This window comes from Streptomyces sp. NPDC051555, from assembly GCF_044454405.1.
Taxonomy (GTDB): Bacteria; Actinomycetota; Actinomycetes; order Streptomycetales; family Streptomycetaceae; genus Streptomyces.
This window is the reverse complement of the sequence record NZ_JBITDP010000002.1, coordinates 833557-851657: the sequence shown is the minus strand read 5'-3', so window position 1 is coordinate 851657 and position 18101 is coordinate 833557. Positions and strand designations below refer to the sequence as shown.

7 protein-coding genes are annotated in these 18101 nt (G+C 74.4%); 3 read left to right on the top strand and 4 right to left on the bottom strand.

Annotation, left to right across the window (positions count from 1 at the left end):
- Positions 1–174 precede the first annotated feature (174 nt).
- The 3 genes from ACIBEA_RS07675 (at position 175) to ACIBEA_RS07665 (ending at position 6782) form a co-directional block, all read left to right on the top strand.
- A complete protein-coding gene (locus tag ACIBEA_RS07675) occupies positions 175–3444 on the top strand; it encodes a type 2 lanthipeptide synthetase LanM family protein (protein WP_399258899.1) in 3270 nt (1089 codons plus the stop codon).
- A gap of 120 nt (positions 3445–3564) precedes the next feature.
- Positions 3565–3777 carry a hypothetical protein gene (locus ACIBEA_RS07670; RefSeq protein ID WP_399258898.1) on the top strand — a complete coding sequence of 71 codons (213 nt, stop codon included), beginning with the start codon at positions 3565–3567 and terminating at the stop codon, positions 3775–3777.
- 83 nt (positions 3778–3860) lie between these two features.
- Positions 3861–6782, top strand: a complete 2922-nt coding sequence (locus ACIBEA_RS07665; RefSeq protein WP_399258897.1) for an AAA family ATPase — start codon at positions 3861–3863, stop codon at positions 6780–6782.
- Here ACIBEA_RS07665 and ACIBEA_RS07660 read toward each other — a convergent pair.
- The 4 genes from ACIBEA_RS07660 to ACIBEA_RS07645 all read right to left on the bottom strand — a co-directional run bounded on the left by ACIBEA_RS07660 (position 6779) and on the right by ACIBEA_RS07645 (position 18084).
- Positions 6779–7954 carry a hypothetical protein gene (locus ACIBEA_RS07660; protein WP_399258896.1) on the bottom strand — a complete coding sequence of 392 codons (1176 nt, stop codon included), beginning with the start codon at positions 7952–7954 and terminating at the stop codon, positions 6779–6781. The genes ACIBEA_RS07665 and ACIBEA_RS07660 overlap by 4 nt on opposite strands.
- A gap of 131 nt (positions 7955–8085) precedes the next feature.
- Positions 8086–9351 carry an MFS transporter gene (locus tag ACIBEA_RS07655; protein ID WP_399258895.1) on the bottom strand — a complete coding sequence of 422 codons (1266 nt, stop codon included), beginning with the start codon at positions 9349–9351 and terminating at the stop codon, positions 8086–8088.
- A 103-nt stretch (positions 9352–9454) separates the two neighbouring features.
- On the bottom strand, positions 9455–10744 hold the full coding sequence (locus ACIBEA_RS07650; protein WP_399258894.1) for a cytochrome P450: 1290 nt from the start codon (positions 10742–10744) through the stop codon (positions 9455–9457).
- The gene (locus ACIBEA_RS07645; RefSeq protein ID WP_399258893.1) at positions 10741–18084 is read right to left on the bottom strand and encodes an amino acid adenylation domain-containing protein; all 7344 of its coding nucleotides are present in this window, start codon (positions 18082–18084) and stop codon (positions 10741–10743) included. The genes ACIBEA_RS07650 and ACIBEA_RS07645 overlap by 4 nt, the downstream gene beginning before the upstream one ends.
- Positions 18085–18101: the final 17 nt, after the last annotated feature.

The following is an 18101-nucleotide window of genomic DNA, read 5'->3' as shown; positions in this document are numbered from 1 at the left end:
CCGGGGCGGTGCGTCCGAGGTCGGACCGGGGTGCGCGTCGGGTCCGCCGGGAGCGTGCGGGCAGGGGGCGCGGGGCGGGCGCGCCCTGCGGATGGGGGGCTCTGGGGGCCGCCGTTCGGAATATGGGGGACGTGCCCCCATGTGCGCGGCGCGCGGCTCTGCGAGTTTTCTCTCGTGACTGACACCGCCACCGCCGCAGGACCCGAGGTCGGCGGCCTGACCCACTCCTGGTGGGCACAGGCCCTGAACCTGCGGGAGCGGCTCGCCGCACCGGGTGCCCCCGCACCCGCGCGCACCGACGCCCCCCACGCCCGGCCCGCTTCCTGGGCCCTGGGGGACCCCGACGGTTTCGTGGCGCGGCTGGCGGGTCTGGGCGTGACCGAGGACACCGGGAACGCCCTCGCGGCGGAGCTGCCGTGGCGGCTCGCCGCCCGTGCCGAGAAGCCCGAGTGGGCCCGGTACGCCGAGCGGATCGTGGCGCAGGCCCCCGCCGAGCGCACGGACCAGGACGCCACGACCGCCTCGGGCACCGCAGCGGGGGCGTGCGGCCCCGAAGCGGCCGACGGCGCCGCGGTGTTCCTGCCCGCGCTGCGCCCCCTGACCGCGGTGGCCTGGGCGGACACGGCCGAGCGGATCGACCTGCCCGCGGCGGAACTGGCCGCGGTCCGCGCCGCCTTCGAGGGCTGGCTGGGCGACCGGCTGATCCGGCAGTCCGCCCGCACCCTGGTCAAGGAGCTGCACGCGGAGCGGAGCGCGGGGCGGCTGGCGGGGGAGACCCCGCGGGAGCGCTTCGCCGACTTCCTGGCCCGGCTCGGTACCCGGGAGGGCCTGGCCGCACTCTTCGCCGGCTACCCGGTGCTCGCCCGGATGCTGGCCCGGTCCTGCGCCCAGGCCACCGACGCCACGGCGGAGCTCGTCCGCCGCTACAGCGCCGACCGGGCCGCGTTCGTGCGGGGTCTGCTCGGCGGCGCCGACCCCGGACCGCTGGTACGGATCGACCTCGGCCGCGGTGACCTCCACCAGGGCAACCGCTCCGTCGCCCTGCTGCGCTTCGCCGACGGCGCCACCGTCGTGCTCAAGCCCCGCCCGCTCGACCAGCACGCCCTGCTCGACCGGGCCGTCGCCTGGACCAACGGCAAGGTGCCGGGCCTCGGCCTGCGCACCCCCCGCTCGGTGCGTCGGCCCGGGTACGGCTGGCTGGAGTTCATCGAGCACGGCTGGTGCACCTCGCCCACCGAGCTCGACCGCTTCTACCGCCGCCAGGGCGCGCTGCTGGCCCTGCTGTACGCGGTGGACGGCGTGGACATGCACTACGAGAACGTGATCGCCTGCGGCGACCAGCCGGTCCTGGTGGACGCCGAGACCCTGCTCCACTCGGGTCTGCCCGCCGCGGTGACCTGCGGGTCCGACCCCGCGGCGGCGGCCCTGTCGGCCTCGGTCCACCGCACCTGCCTGCTGCCGAGCCTGCTCATCGGCGAGAACGGCGCCATGGACATCTCCGCCCTCGGCGGCGGTCACGGCGGCTCCTACCCCAGCGACGGAATGAGCTGGGAGGCCGCCGGAACGGACGAGATGCGGGTGCGGCGCGGTCGCGTCGAGACGCCGGCCGGGCAGAACCGACCGGCCCCGCGGGACCCGGCCGCCGGGCACGGCGACCACCGGGCCGCACTCCTCGAAGGCTTCCGGGCCGGCTACGACGCGATCGCCGCGGGCCGCGCCGAACTCCTCGGCGAGGACGGCCTGCTGGGCCGCTGGGCCACCAGCCCGGGCCGGCTGATCGCCCGCGCCACCCGGCTCTACACGACCCTGCTGGAGGAGTCCACCCATCCCGACGTGCTGCGCGACGCGCTGACCCGGGACGCGCTCTTCGCCGTGCTGTGGGCGGAATCCGAGAACGACCCGGCCCGCCAGCGGCTGATCGAGGACGAGACCGCCGACCTGTGGGAGGGGGACGTGCCGCTCTTCTTCCACCACCCCGCGCACACCTCGGTGCGCACCTCGCGGGGCACCTCCATCGAGGGCGCTCTGCCCGCGCCCAGTCTGCGGGCGGCCCTCGACAAGATCGCCGGCATGGGTGAGGTGGACCGGCACGACCAGGAGTGGATCATCGCCGCGACGCTCGCGGTGACCGGCGCCAACCTCAGCGGCGGCGGCCCCCGTTCGGCACTGGCCGGGCACCTCGCCCCCGCCGTCGTGCCCGACCCCTCCCGGCTGCTGACCGCCGCGTGCGGGATCGCCGACGAGATCGCGGCCCGCGCCGTCCACGGCGACGGCCGGGTCAACTGGCTCGGCCTGGAGCAGGTCGCCGGTGAGCACTGGGCCGTCCTGCCGATGGGCGGCGGCCTGGCCCAGGGCTACTGCGGAGTGGCCCTCTTCCTGGCCCAGCTCGGCGCCCTGACCGGCGCGGGACGCTACACGACGCTCGCCCGACAGGCCGCGGCCCCGCTGCCGCAGCTGCTGGCCACACTCGCGGCCGACCCCGCGCTCAGCGCCGCCGTGGGGCCGGGCGCGCTGCACGGACTCAGCGGAATCGTCTACACCGTGGCCCGCCTGTCCGCCCTGTTCGACGGTGACGGCGACGGCGACTCCAACGGTGACTCCGACTCCGACGGAAACCCGCTGCGGGCCTGTCTGCCGGACGCGCTCACCGCCCTCGCCCTCGCCGTCGAAGCCGACCCCGACGGCCCGGCCGACCTGGCCGACGGCCTCGCCGGAGCACTGGCCGCCACCGTCGCCGTGCACCGCCTCACCGGGATGCCCGGCGCCGCCGTCCTCGCCGCCGCCTTCGCCGACCGGCTCGTCGCCCGGGCCGCACCGCGCCTCGCCGGCTCCGCCGGGCCGGACCCCGCCGCCGGATTCGCCCGGGGCGACGCGGGCATCGGCTGGGCCCTGCTGCGCTACGCGGCCGCCGAGACCGAGCGGGGACCGGCGGACACCGCGGCGGTCCGGGCCGAGGAGTACGCGCGTACCGGCGCCGCCCTGCTGCGCCCCGCCCTGGACGCGGCCCTGCGCCACCCCGCCGACCTCGGTTGGCACTCCGGGCTGGCGGGCACCGCGCTCGCCGCCGCCGATGCCTTCGCCCGGGCCGGTCAGCCGGTCCCGGAAGCCGAACTCACCTGGTGCGCGGCCCTGCTGAGCGACCCCGCCGAGGCGGGGGAGTCCACCGAGTCGGCCGAGTTCGGCGACCTCAGCCTGGGCAACGGCACCCTCGGCTCACTGGAACTGCTCAGCGTCCTCGCCGGGCAGGGCCACCCCCGGGCCGCCACCGCCCTCACCCACCGCGCCGGTCAGGTCCTCGGCCGCCTCGAACGCCACGGCCACCGCTGTGGCACCCCCGACCACGTCCCTTCACCCGGACTCCTCACCGGCCTCTCCGGCATCGGATACGCCCTGCTCAGGCTGGGCTTCCCGGAGACGGTCCCGTCCGTCCTGCTGCTCCAGTGACCGACTCCGGCCGGACCGACAGCCCCACAGCACGTCAGAGCCGCCGGCACCACAGCACCGACCGCACTGCAGCACCGAGCGCCACCTCCACCTCAGGTTCCGAGAAAGGTACTCACCACCATGCAGGAGTTCCAGGTCAACGCCACCGCCACCACCACCGACGCGGCCGCCGAGGTTCCCGCCGGGGACCCCGCGGGCGGCATCACGCTGTCGGGCCGCAACAAGGCGTGCGCGCGGGCCCGGGCGCTGGCCGGTCTCGTCCTCACCAGCGGACTCGTGGTCGCGCTCAGCCAGATCGACACCAGCGTCTCGGCGCCCGACGGCACCTGGTAGTGCCCGGTATCCGGATGCCGGTACGTGGAAAAGGCCGACTTTCGGTGCACTGCGGACCGTACGCATGAACTAGATTTGCGCTCATGCGTTCCCGTCCGCGGTACATCATCGGTCGTGACTCTCAACTCTTAGAGATCAAGCACGCGTTGACCGAGGCCAAGGGTGGGCGCGGCGGGGTCGTCTTCCTGGTGGGCGAGGCGGGGATCGGCAAGTCCCGGCTCGCCGCCGAGGCCGTGGGGATGGCCTTCAACGACGGGATGCGGGCACTGCGGGGCCGGAGCAGCACCACCGGCCCCACAGTGCCTTTCCGGCCATTGACGGAAGCGTTGATGGCGCTGTTCCGCGGCGGCCCGGCGGGCGGCCCGTCCCTGGACGACCTGCCGCTCGGCCCGTACCGGCCCGCGCTGGGCCGGATCATCCCGGACTGGAGCAGCGACACCCAGGACAACAGCTCGATGGTGATCCTCGGCGAGGCCGTGTTGCGGCTGCTCATCGCCACGGGCCGGGAGGACGGCCAGCTCCTCCTGCTGGAGGACCTGCACGACGCCGACCCCGAGACCCTCGCCGTCGTCGAGTACCTCGTGGACAACCTCGAATACACCAACGTGGTACTTCTGGCCACGATCCGCACCGAGTCCTGCGACGCCCTCGACATGGCCGAATCGGCCCGCCGCCGCGGCGTGGGAACCGTGTTACAACTGGCCCCGCTGACCCGGCCCGAGGTCCGCGCCGTGATCGCCGCGCAGCTGGACACCGAGGCCGACCTGGTCCCGGAAGCCGCCCTCGCGCGCCTGTGGGACGACAGCGCGGGCAGTCCCTTCCTCGTCGAGGAACTCCTCCAGGGCATGATCGGCAGCGGCGCGCTGGTCCGCGCCGAGGACGGCTGGCGGGTCGTGGGCGACCTGCGCAGCGACGTGTCCACCGCCCTCGCGCGCGGCATCCTGCGGCGCGTCGACCGCCTGGCGCCGCAGGGACTGACCCTGCTGTCCGCGGCCGCCGTGATCGGCCGCCGCTTCCCGCTGACCGTGCTCCAGCGGATGACCGGCATCGACGACCGCAGCCTGCTCAGCCACCTGCACGCGGGGGTCGCGGCGCAGCTCGTCGTCCACGACGAACCCGCCCCCGACTGGTACGCCTTCCGCCACTCGCTCACCGCCGAGGCCCTGCTGACCCAGCTCACTCCCACCAACCGGGCGGAGATGTCCGGCCGGGCCGCCGACGCGGTCCAGGACCTCTATCCGGAGCTGGAGGGCGAATGGTGCCCGCTCGTCGCGGAGTTGCGCTCCCAGGCCGGTGACGAAGCCGAAGCCGGCCGGCTGTTCACCGTGGCGGGGCTGCGGGCCCTGTCGGCCGGCGCCATCGGTTCGGCCGTCACCCTGCTGGCCCGGGCCGAGCGGCTGCTCGCGGCCAGCGGCGACGCGGCGGGCCGCACGGCGGCCCTGGAGGCCCTGCTGCCCGCGCTCGCCGAAGCCGGCGACTTCGCCCAGGCCTTCGGCTTCGCGGAGAACCTGCACACCCTCGGCGGGAGCGGCCTGAGCGCCGAGCGGATGGCCGCCCTGCACACCAGGCTGGCCAAGGTGGCTCACACCGCCGGGCGTTGGGAGGACGGCAACCGGCAGATAGCCCAGGCCAGAGCCCTTCTCGGGGTGCACCCCGACGAGCGCAGCACCGCCTCCATCGACGTCACAGCCGCCTACCTCGCCCTCGACACCCCCGGCCCGGACCGCACCCAACTCGCCGAGAAGCTCGCCTACTCGGCGCTCCAGGCCGCGGAACGGCACGGGCTGCCCACGGTGGTCTGCCAGGCCTGGGAGCTGCTCGCCACGCTGGCCCGCGAGCGGGACTTCGACGAGGCCACGGCCCTGCTGGAATCGGCCCTGCACACCGCCGAACAGCACCAGCTCCCGCTCCAGCGGATGTACGCCCTCACCCGCATCGGCGGGAACAACTGGCTGACCGAGGGCAACACGATCCCGCTGCTCGCGGCCCGCGGCGAAGCCCAGCGGCTCGGCTCCGCCACCATCGTGTACACCATCGACGGGATCATGATCCTCGACGCGGTGCTGCGCGCCGAGTTCGCCGCCGCCGCCCAGGCCGCCGAGGAGTGCCTGGCCGTCGTCCAGCGGCTGCGCCTGGCTCCGGCCACCCGCTACGTGCTGATGGCGCGGGCCACCCTCGCCGCGCACCAGGGCGACCGGGCGGACATGGAACGCGCGCTCACGGCCTTCGCCGAGTGGGACGGCAGCGGCTCCCAGGAGGAGCCGCTGACCCGGGGGCTGGCCCGTGCCTTCTGCGCGCTGATGGAGGAGGACCGGCCCGCCGCGGTCCGTGAACTGCACGCCGTGGCCGAGCTGGAGAGCACCAACCCCAGTACGTACTACCTCAGCGGCCGCTACGGCATCGGGCTGCTGCTGGACGTGCTCTCGGGCGAGGCCGGCCGCGGTCCGTACGAGGAGATCGCGGCCACCGCCCCCGGCCGGATGCGCTGGAACAGACAGTTCGTGCACTTCGCGGGCGCCGTCCTGGACGGCCGGGAGGGAAGACCCGACCTGGCGGCCGCCGCCGTCAACGAGGCCCTGCGCACCGCGGAGCCGTACGCCACCGCCCTCCACCTGGGTCTGCGGCTCATCGCCGAGGCGGCCCACGCGGACGGCTGGGGGGAGCCCGTGGCCTGGCTGCGCCGCGCCGAACTCCACTTCCACCAGCAGTCCGTCGCCCCCGTCGCGAACGCCTGCCGGGCCGCCCTGCGCCGGATGGGCGCCCCCGTCGCCCAGCGGCGAACCGGCTCGGGCAGCATCCCGGACGTGCTGCGCACCCAGGGGGTCACGGTGCGCGAGTACGAGGTGTTCCGGCTGCTCGCCGAGCGCCTCGGCAACAAGGACATCGCGGACCGCCTGTACATCTCGCCCCGCACGGTGGAGAAGCACATCGCCAGCCTCGGCAGCAAGACGGGCCGCTCCAACCGCGCGGCCCTGTGCGCCCTTTCCGCCTCCCTGCGTGATTAGGGGGCGCCGTCCAGGAGGGCGACCGCTTCGGCGAAGTCGGCGTGCGCGGGCTCGAAGGTGCGTGCGGCGACGAAGAACATCGACCGGTCGATGAGGGCGCGGGCGAGGCGTGCGCGGTCGTCGGGCGTGCGGCGGGCGAGCGTGACGCCCTCGTCGAAGTACGGCGTGAACCGCTCCTCGAACAGGTAGGGGTGGTCGCCGTCGCGGACGGCCGCGCGGATGCCGATCCTGCGCTGGACGTCGACCAGCTCGGGCAGCCGGTGTGCCCCGCGCAGCGCCGCCGCCTGCGCTTCGAGGCCCGCCAGCATGCCGAGGAACCCGTCCCGCACGTCGCGTGACCAGCCGTGATTCGCGCCGAACGGGGGCATCGGGGACTCGGGGCTCGCGGCGGGTTCGGCCGCCCGTCCCGACAGGACGAAGAGCGTCTTCCACCACCCGAGGATGCAACTCCAGTTCCTCGGCTCTCCCGTGCTCGCGAGCTCCTCCAGGACGCCCAGTGCCTCGCGCCGGGCGGCCGCGGCACCCGCCCCGTCGCCGACGGCGTCCCGCATCCGGGAGAAGTGGACCGACTCCCAGGTGAGTATGGACAGCGAGGTGTCCTGTTCGGCCGCCTTGCGCCGGGTCTCCGCCAGGATTTCGCGGAAGACGGCCGCCGCGGCGTCGTGTTGCCCGGCGCCCTCCAGGTTCGCCGCCCACTGCACCCTGTTCCAGAACACGTGGTCCGAGTCCCCGTCCCGGGCAGCCGCTTCGTCGAGCTCCGCCGCCTCCGCGAAGCGCCCCTCCTCGGCCAGGACCCTCGTCAAGGGATCGCTCAGGCCGGCCCCGGCCAGCTCCTCGCAGACCGCGCGCCCTTCCGCCCTGCGCCCGAGGGCGAAGAGCGACACCTGGTGGGCGTTCAAGGCCCGGTGCAACCGCTCGGTCCGTCTCGGCTCACCGACCTCGATCCCGCGAGCGGCCCGTGCGGCCTCGGCGGTCAGCGCGACGTCCACCTCCGGATTCCTGCTCTGGTAGTGGAGCGAGAGCAGGGCGTCCACCAACTTCGGCGCGTAGACCTTCGGGTTCACCTCGGCCAGCACCCGGTACGCGTCGACCAGCTCCGCGCGACTCCGCTGGCCGGACCCCAGCAGCAGCACGCGGGCCCGAAGTACCGCATCGTGATCGATCGTCACCATTCCCCCTGTCTCCGGATGACGCAAGAAGGAGATTCTGCGCGGCGGGGAACGGATGGGACAAGCGTTGCGAACTGTGCTTTCCGTCCTACGAAAAACGCTGCTGACCTGTCATGATGGACATGTCGTCGTCCTCAGCGCATGCCGCGCACCGCCTTCGAGCTCAGCACTCCCAGGGCCGTCAGGGCGAGGACCCCGGCCGATACCGCGAACATCGGGCCGCTGCCGTGGCGGGCCAGGGCCCCGCACAGGATCAGCGAGAGCGGGGCCGTGGCGTAGCCGAGGACCATGTCCAGGGAGATCACGCGGCTGAGCACCGAGGGATCGATGGTGCGCTGGATCCAGCTGAGGCCGAAGACCCCCTGGAAGCCGATGCCGAAGCCCATCGCGAGTACGGTCACGAACGCGGCCACGGTGCTGTCCACCAGCCCCAGCACCCCCATGCCCACCGCGAGCCACCCGGCCAGCGCGGCGATCAGCAGCCCGACCCGGGGGAGGCTGCTCAGCGCACCGCCGACCAGGGTCCCCAGCATCGCCCCGCCCGCCAGGGCGCCGTTGAGCAGGCCCAGAGTGGTGGAACCGCCCTGCAGGTCCACCTTGGCGAGCGTGGCGAAGCCGACCGTGAAGGTACCGGCGTAACAGAAGGTCATCGCCGTGTCGACCACCAGGATGGAGCGGATCCGCGGGTCCTCCAGGGCGTAGCGCAGCCCCGCCCGCATCCGGGTGAGCAGGGAGTCCCCGGCCTCCTTCGCCGTGCCCGCCGCGGCGTCGTCCCCGGCCTCCTCGGGTCCGCGGGGAAGGGTCCGGATCCGGGAGACGCACAGGCCGCAGAGCGCGAAGCACACGGCGTCCACGAGGAAGGCGACGGGGGCGTCCGAGAGGGCCACCACCATGCCGCCGACGGCCGGGCCGAGGATGGCGGACACCTTGGTGCCGACCGCCAGCAGGGCGTTGGCCGGGGCCAGCATCTCCTTGTCCACCACGGTGGGCAGGATCGAGGCCCGGGCCGGCTGGAAGAAGGCGTCGACGGCGCCGAAGGCGGCTGCGGCCCCGCACAGGATCGGCACCGTCAACGAGCCGGTCATCCCGATCAGCCCGACGCCGGCCATCAGCAGCGCCCGGGCCGCACTGGAGAGCGTCATCAGGGTCCGCGAGGACCACTTGTCGCTGAGCGAGCCGCCGACCAGGGTCAGCAGGGCCCGCGGCACCGCCTGGAAGGCGAGGACGTAGCCGAGGGCCAGCGTGGAATCGGTCAGGCTCAGCGTGATCCACGAGAAGGCGATGTAGCTGAAGCCGTCTCCGAGCAGGGACAGGGACTGCCCCAGCCACAGCAGCCGGAACGAGGGCAGTTTGGCGGGGGCGCGCAGGCGGGTGCCCGCGCTCGCCAGGGTGGAGGCCATGATCGGACCCTTCGTCGGGCCGCCGGGGGCGGCCGGGGCGTTTCAGGGGGGCGGCCGGGTCCGGGACCCGGCCGCCCGGGGTCGGTACCGGACGGCCCGTGTGTCAGTACCGGACGGGCAGGGCCGTCAGGGCGCGGTTGAGCAGGGACGGCTGCCAGGTGTGCCGGTCGGTGGTCAGCACCAGGTCCGGGTACTCGCGCACGAGGACGCCGACCACCGAGCAGGCCACCAGCCGCGCCAGCGCGGCTCCGATGCAGAAGTGCGCGCCGAAGCCGAAGCCGAGGTGCGAGGTGCTGCCCCGCGCGAAGCTGAACAGGTCGGGGTCGGCGAACCGCTCGGGGTCCCGGTTGGCGGCGGCGGTGACCAGGAACAGCCGGTCCCCGCCGCGCACCGCGCGGCCGTCGAGGTCGAAGTCGCGGGCGGCGCTGCGGATCGACATCTTCGAGGGGCCGTCGAAGCGCATCGCCTCCTCGACGGCGAGCGGCACCAGGTCCGGGTTCGCGCGGACCTCCGCCAACTGCTCGGGGTGGCGCAGCAGGGCGAGCATCGTGTTGGCGATCAGGTTGCTGGTGGTCTCCCCGCCCGCGAAGGCCATCTGGGTCAGCATCCCGACGAACTCCTCCTCGCTGACCGACTTCCCGATCTGGCCGCCCGCCAGCACGGAGCTGATCAGGTCGTCCTTCGGGTCGGCGCCGCGCTCGCGGACGAGACCGGCGAGGTAGTCGTCCAACTTCACCAGGGACTGGAGGGAGGTGCGGTACTCGCGCTCCTCCTGCGCCGCCCCGAGGACCAGGTCGCCCACCCGGGCGTTCCAGTACCAGAAGGAGGGGCTGTGCGCCTGGGGGACGCCCAGCCAGCGGGCGAAGACCAGCGAGGGCAGCGGCCGGGCGATGTCGGCGAGCAGGTCGCCGCCGTTGCCCGGCACCGAACGGCGGGTCAGCATGGCCCGGGTGGCCCGCTCGACGAACGTGCGGTAGCGGGCGATGCCGCGCGCCGAGAACTGCTCCTGGAACACCTGGCGCAGCCGCCGGTGCTGCGGGGGATCGTTGAAGACCATCCAGCGGGACAGGATGGAGAACGCCCGCTCGGTGTCCTCCCGGGCGCCCTCGGGGACGGCGTCCATCAGGGGGCCCACCCGCTCGGCGGAGACCGCCGGGTCGCGCAGGCAGTGCATCAACTGGCCGTGTCCCGTGACCAGCCAGGCCCGGTGCATGGCGCTCCAGTGGACCGGGTCGTGGTCGCGCAGTGCGTTGAGGTAGCCGTAGGGGTCGGCGTTGAGCTCGGGGTCGAGGAGGTAGCGCTCGGCGAAGGCGGGCCGCGGGGGCGCCGTCAGCAGGTTCGTGGGCGCGGTCAGCAGGGCGGCCGGGCCGCCCGCGGGAATCGTCGTGGTCATGCCCGGGTCTCCGTCCGGATGGCGTGCAGGAGGGAAGCGGTCCGGCCCAGCAGGGGCTCGGACATCAGCGACATGTGGTCGCCTTCGGTGACGTGCAGGGTCAGCCCGCCCAGGGCCTGCTCCCGCCAGCGTTCGACGTACGCGCGGAAGTCCACGTCGAGGCCCGGCATCGGCTCGCCGTCGGGCAGGGCCGCCGCGTGCGAGCCCACCACCAGGTGGACGTGGCCCGGGTAGGGCCGTACCTCGTAGTCGGCCAGGGCGGTGAGCAGCGAGTGCCACACCTCGATCGGCGCGTGCTCCACCAGGGCGGCCTCGCTCGGGCTCATGTCCGCGCTCAGCAGCAGGGCGGTCAGCTCGGCCGTCACCGCCTCGCGCGCCGCGCCGGGGGCCAGCGTGCGCAGCCGGTCGCGCAGCTCCTTGCCGGTGACCATCTTGGCGCTGACGGAGGCCAGTTGGCCGCGCGCGACCTCGCTGGGGAGGTAGGGCTCGATCAGGGTCAGCGGCGCGACCCGGTGGCCGGCCTCGTGCAGCTGGGTGGCCATCTCCATGGCCAGGTTGGCGCCCATGGACCAGCCCAGCAGGTCGTGCGGGCCGTCCCCGCCGTGCGCGGTCATCTCGGCGACGTAGTTGGCCGCGATGCCGGCCACCGTCGTCGGGTCCACCCCGCCGAGCAGGCCGCGCGCCTGGAAGGCGCGCACCGGTGTCCCCGCCGGCAGGGCCCGCGCCAGTCCCACGTACCAGGCGGCGCTGCCGCCCGTCGGGTGCACGCACCACAGCGGGTCGCCCGTTCCCTCGCGCAGCCGGACCTCGGAGGTCACGGCGACGGGCGCGGTGCTCGCCGCCGCCTCCTCGGCGCGGGCGGCGAGCTGGGCGATCGTCGGCAGCTCGATCAGGTCGCGCACGGAGACGCTCAGCCCGCGGGCCGCCGCCCGGGCGGCCACCCGGACGGTGGAGAGCGAACTCCCGCCGATCCGGAAGAAGTCGTCGTGGACGCCGACCTCCGCCGCGCCCAGTACGTCGCGCCACACCTCGGCGAGCACTTCCTCGGTCGGCGTGCGCGGGGGAGTGGACTCGGCGTCCACGTCCGAGCGTTCCAGCGGCAGCGGCAGGGCCCGCCGGTCCACCTTCTTGCTGCTGTTCAGGGGCAGTTCGTCGAGGAAGACGAAGCGCGCGGGCACCATGTAGGCCGGCATCCTGGCGCGCAGCGCCTGGCGGATCCCCTCCGCGTCCGGCGCGCACCTGGGCTCCGGGACGACGTAGGCGACCAGCGCCGGATCGCCCGGCAGGTCACGGCGCAACAGCACCACCGCCTTGTTCACCTCGGGCAGCTCCCGCAACGCGCATTCCAACTCGCCCAGTTCGATGCGGAACCCGCGCAGCTTGACCTGGTTGTCCCGACGCCCGAGGCACTCGATGCTTCCGTCGGCGTGGTAGCGGCCGAGGTCGCCGGTGCGGAAGAGCCGGCCACCGGGCACGCCGTAGGGGTCGGGCACGAAGGTGGTGGCCGTCAGCGCGGGGCGGTTCAGGTAGTACAGGCCGACGGCGTCACCGCCGAGGCAGATCTCGCCGGGCACCCCGACCGGCACCGGTTCGAGGTCCCGGTCCAGGACGTAGACCTGACTGTTGCGGATCGACGGACCGATCGGCGGCAGCCCGGTGCCGGCCACGCACACCTCGGCGCAGGACCACACCGACGTCTCGGTCAGCCCGTAGGAGTTGATGAACATCCGGCCCGGGGACCAGACGTCCGACATCTCGGCCGTGGGCGCCTCGCCGCCGGTGACGATGGTGTGCAGCAGCGGCAGCGGATCGCCCTGCTCCGCGAGCACCGCGAGGGTGCTCGGCGGCAGCGCGGCCGCGGTGACCCCGTACCGGTGCAGGGTCGCGACCAGGTCCGGGCCGGGCATCAGGGCCTCCTTCGGCGCGGTGCACAGCCGTGCCCCGTTGGCCAGGGCCCAGGTCAGCTCGCTGACGAACACGTCGAAGCTGAAGGAGGCGAACTGCAGCACCCGGTCCGAGGGTCGCGGGGCGAAGACGTCCCGCTGGCCGAGGATCAGGTTGCTCAGGCCCCGGTGCGGGACCGCCGCGCCCTTGGGGCGGCCCGTCGAACCCGAGGTGTAGAGCACGTAGGCGGTGTTGTCCGGGCCCGTACCGGCCACCGGGACGCCGCCGGAGCCCGCGCACTCGGCGGGTACGTCGACCCGCACGACGGGGCCTTCGAAGGGCACCCGGCCCACCAGCGCGGACTGGGTGAGCAGCACCCGCATCCCGCTGTCCCCGGCCACGAACTCCAGCCGCTCGGTGGGGTGCTGCGGATCCAGCGGGAGGAACGCGCCGCCCGCCTTGAGGACCGCCAGCACGGAGCGCACCATGTCCGGACCCCGGTCCGCGCAGATCCCGACGATCACCTCCGGGCCCACGCCCAGCTCCCGCAACCGGCCCGCCAACACCCCGGCCGCCGCGTCGAGTTCGCCGTAGCCGACCTCGCGGTCGGCATGGGTGACGGCGACCGCGTCCGGAGTGCGCAGCGCGTGCTCCGCGATCCACTCCTGGAACATCCGGGGGTCGTTGTCCACCACCGGACCGCGCGCCCACTCCACCAGCGCCCGCTCCCGGGCCGCGCCCCGCAGCACGGGCCGCACCACCGGCCCGTCGGGGTCCCCGACCATGGTCTCCAGCAGCGCGCACACCGCGTCGGCGAGCTGTTCGGCGGTGGCCGGGTCGACCCGGGTCGTATCGGCATCGACCGTGAAGCCCTGCACGCTCACATTGATGTTGAGCGGGAACATCGTCCGGGCGATCTCCTCCGACTCGTCCCAGGTGTCCCCGGAGAGCCGGTGGAAGTTGATGTAGTTGAAGAGCACGTCGACCAGACCGGGCTCGTCCGGCCGCAGTCGGCCCAGCCGGGCCAGCGGCACCCGGCGGTGCGGCATCAGGTCCTGCTCCGCGGTGAAGACCTCGCGCACCAGGTCCAGCCAGCTCTCCCCGGTCCGCCGGATCCCGAACGGCACGGTGTTGAGGAACAGCCCGCGCATCCGGTCCGCGCCGCTCTCCTCCGGGCGGCCGTTGGTGACCAGACCGATCGAGTGCCCGGCGGACCCGCCGTCGGTGTCCGCCTCGGCGTCCGTGAACAGGCCCATCGTGTGGTGGAAGGCCGCCAGCAGCACGGTCCGGCGCGGGACGCCCGCCCGCTTCGCGAGCTGCCCGATCGGCTCGGCCAGCGCCGCGTAGGAACGTCGGATCTCGATGATGGCGGCGTCGCCGTCGACCGGCCCGCCCGAGCGGCGGCCGAAGCGCACCGGCCGCAGGTCGTCCAGCTGGGCGCTCCAGAACTTCAGGCTCTCCTCGGAGTCCACCGCCGCCCGCTCCAGGGCGACGTACTCCGCGAACCGGGGCGAGGGCGGCAGGCTCGGCTCGCGCCGGCCCTGCGCCACCACCTGGCGGTGCAGGTCGAGGACGTCGGCGATGAGCGAGGTCAGGCTCCAGCCGTCCAGCACGATGTGGCAGTCGGTGACCGTGAACCGCAGCTCGTGGTCGCCGACGTGGTGCAGGTGCAGCCGGACCAGGGGCGCGGCCGCCAGGTCGAAGCGGCGGGCGAACTCCTCCCGCACGTACGCCTTGACCACGGCCCGCTGACGCGCCCGGTCCTGGCCGCGCAGGTCGACGTAGCCCACCCGCAGGTCGGCCGTCGGGTGCACCAGTTGGATCGGCTCGGAGAAGGACACCAGGTCGACGGAGGAGCGCAGGATGTCGTGGGCGCGCACCACCGCGTCCACGGCGCTCTGGAAGGCGGCCAGGTCGAAGCCCTCGGGCACGGTGATCTTGAGGTCGGTGACGTTGTGGTACGCCCCGCGCTCCGGGTCCGCCAGCATCTCGTGCAGCATGCCGGTCTGCAGGAAGGTGAGCGGATAGGCGTCGACGAGCCCGTCCGGCAGCCGCGCCGCGTCCGCCGGGTCCAGCTGCGAGAAGGGTGCGACCGGGGGCGGACCCGCCGGGTCCTCGGATTCCCGCGCCGCGGCGGCCAGGTCGGCCAGGGTCCGGGCCCGGAAGAGGTCCGCCACGCTCAGGCCCAGCCCGGCCGAGCGGGCCCGGCCGATCACCCGCAGGGCCAGGATGGAGTCCCCGCCGAGGTCGAAGAAGTTCGCGGTCCGGCTGATCCGCTCGGCGCCGAGCACCTCCGACCAGATGCCGGCCAGCGCCTCCTCGACCGCGCCCTCGGGAGCCGTGAAGTCGGCCGGGGCCGCGGCCCCCTCGGCCGCCACCGCGATCAGGGCCGCACGGTCCACCTTGCCGTTGGCGGTGATCGGCAGCTCGGCGTGCCGCACGAACAGGGCGGGGACCATGTACTCCGGCAGCGTCAGGCGCAGCCGGTCGCGCAGGTCCGCCGCGTCCAGCGGCCGCCCCTCGCTCAGCACCACGTGGGCCACCAGCCGGGCGCCGCCGTGTCCGTCGGGCCGGGCCACCACCGAGGCGTCCCGCACGCCGGGCAGCACCCGCAGCGCGGTCTCGATCTCGCCCGGCTCGATCCGGAAGCCGCGGATCTTCACCTGGTGGTCGGCGCGCCCCGCGTAGGCGAGCTGCCCGTCGGGGAGCACCCGCACCAGGTCACCCGTGCGGTACATCCGGGCCACGGCCCCGCCCGTGGCCGTGGCCGTGGTGGCGGGTGCGAAGGGGTCCGACGGGAAGCGTTCGGCGGTCAGCTCCGGCCGGTTGCGGTAGCCGCGGGCCACGCCGCCGCCGGCGATGTACAGCTCGCCGACCGTGCCCCGGGGCGCCAGCCGGCCCGTCCGGTCCAGGACGTACCCGTGCTGCCCGGCCAGCGGGCGGCCGATCGGGGAGTAGACCGCCGCGACCGTGTCCGCCTCGGTGATCAACCGGTAGGTGACGTGCACGGTGGTCTCGGTGATGCCGTACATGTTCACCAGCGCGGGCCGCCCGGCGGCCGGACCCGCGAACCAGTCCCGGTAGTCCCGGGCGTCGAAGGCGTCACCGCCGAAGACCACCGTGTGCAGCGCCAGTTCGGCGAAGTCGGCGCCCTGCTGTGCCAGGTGCGCCCGCAGCCCCTTGAAGGCCGCCGGGGTCTGGTTGAGCACGGTCACGCGCTCCGCGCGCAGTACGGCGTGCACCGCGGCCGGGTCGCGCACCTCGTCCTCGGTCAGCACCACCACCCGCCCGCCGGAGGTCAGCGGACCCCACAGCTCCCAGACGGAGAAATCGAAGGCGGGGGAGTGCAGCAGGGTCCAGACGTCGTCGGGGCCGAAGTCGAAGTGATGGTCGGCCGCGCCCAGCAACCAGGCCAGGTTGGCGTGGGTGACCTCGACGCCCTTGGGCTGGCCGGTGGAGCCCGAGGTGTAGATGACGTAGGCGAGCGAGTCGGGACCCGGGACCACGCGGGCGAGGTCGTCGGCCGCGCCGGGCGCGCCGGTCTCCGGGGTGGGGGCGACCGCGGGCTCGGACAGCGGGATCACCCCCACCGCCAGCCCCTCCACCGCCGCGAGCCCGGTGTCGTCGGTGACCACCCACTCCACCCCCGCGTCGGCGACGGTGAACTCCCGCCGGGCCCGCGGGTGCGCCGGATCCAGCGGCAGGTACGCAGCCCCCGCCCGCCACACCCCGAGCAGCGCCACGGGCAGGTCGACCGAGCGGCCCAGGCACACCCCGACCAGGGACTCCGGGCCGATCCCGGCGGCCCGCAGCCGCATGGCCAGCGCCCGGGAGGACGCGTCCAGTTCGGCGTAGGTCAGGGCGCGCCCGCCGCCCGAGACGGCCACGGCGTCGGGCGTGCGCCGGACGTGCTCCGCCAGCCGCTCCCCGGCGAGCCGGGGAGCCGCCTTCGCGGTCACTTCGACGTTCGCCGCGGGCCGGTTCGCCGGGCCCTCGGGGCCGAGCAGCTCCGCGAGCTCCGTGTCCGTGAGCAGCGTCGTGCGGCTCAGCGGGAGCGACGGCGTGCGGGTGAAGGCCCGCAGGACCGCCACCGTGTGCTCCGCCAGCCGGGCGATCGACTCCGCCGCGAACAGGTCGGGACGGTAGACCAGGCGCAGGCTCTGGCGGCCCGCGTCGTCCAGGACGTCCAGCGTCAGGTCGAACTTGGCGGTGGTCAGGTCGATCGGGAAGGCCGCTCCGGTGGCCCCGCCCAGCGCGTAGTCGCCCCGCTCGGCAGCGGTGTGCGTGAACAGCACCTGGAACAGCGGATTGCGCGACAGGTCCCGGTCGGGACTCAGCTCGTCCACCACCCGCTCGAAGGGCAGCGTCTGGTGCGAGAGGGCCCCCAGCACGCTCTCCCGGGTCCGGGCGAGCAGCTCGTCCCCGGTCGGGTCGCCCGCCAGGTCGGTCCGTACGACCAGGGTGTTCACGAAGAAGCCGACGAGCTGCTCGGTCTCCGGCCGCTCGCGGTTGGCGACGACCGTCCCGATCACGATGTCGTCCTGCCCGCTGTGGAAGCCCAGCGCGGCCTGGAACGCGGCCAGGGAGGTCATGTACGCGCTGGTGTCCGTCCGTCGGCCCACCTTCGCCAGCGCCCGCGTCAGCTCCGCGGGCAGCTCCACGGTGTGCACGGCGCCGGCGTAGGAACGGGTGGTCGGGCGCGGGTGGTCCAGGGGGAGTTCGAGCGGGGTCAGGCCCGCCAGGGCGGAGCGCCAGTAGGCGATGTCCGCGCTCTCGTCGCGGCCGCGCTGCCAGATCGCGTAGTCCGCGTAGGAGATCGGCGCCGGGTCGGCGGGCGGCGCGGTGCCCGCGGACCGGGCCGCGTGGAAGGAGCGCAGGTCCCGCATCAGCAGGTCGAGGGACCAGCCGTCCGCGACGATGTGGTGCAGGGCCAGGACCAGCACGTGCTCCTCGGCCGCGACCCGCACCAGCGTGGCGCGGAACCCCGGCTCGACGGCCAGGTCGAAGGGGCGCAGCGCCGCCGCGCGCACGGCCTCGGCCACGGCGGCGGCGTCCGCCCCCTCGGGCAGCTCCACCAGGTGCAGGCCGGCGCCGTCGGCGGGCAGCACCTCCTGGGCCGGTACGCCCTCCACGTCAGGGAAGACCACCCGCAACTGCTCGTGGCGCACGACCAGGTCGCCGACCGCGGCGTCCAGCGCGGGCACATCCAGGGGGCCGGTGAACCGCCAGGCGGCGGGCATCAGGTACTCGACGCCGCGGGGGTCGAGCCGGTGGAGGAAGTAGAGGCCCTGCTGGGCGGAGGACAGCGGGACGCGCTCCGGTCGGGGTGAGACCCGGGGGATGCCCGCCGCCGCGGCGGCGTCGGCCCGGCCGCGCAGTCTGCGTTCCAGCAGTTGCCGGGCCGCCGGGGAGAGCCCGCCCTGAGCGGTGGAGGGTTCGACCTGTGAAGTGGTCATGGGAATGCGGTCCTATC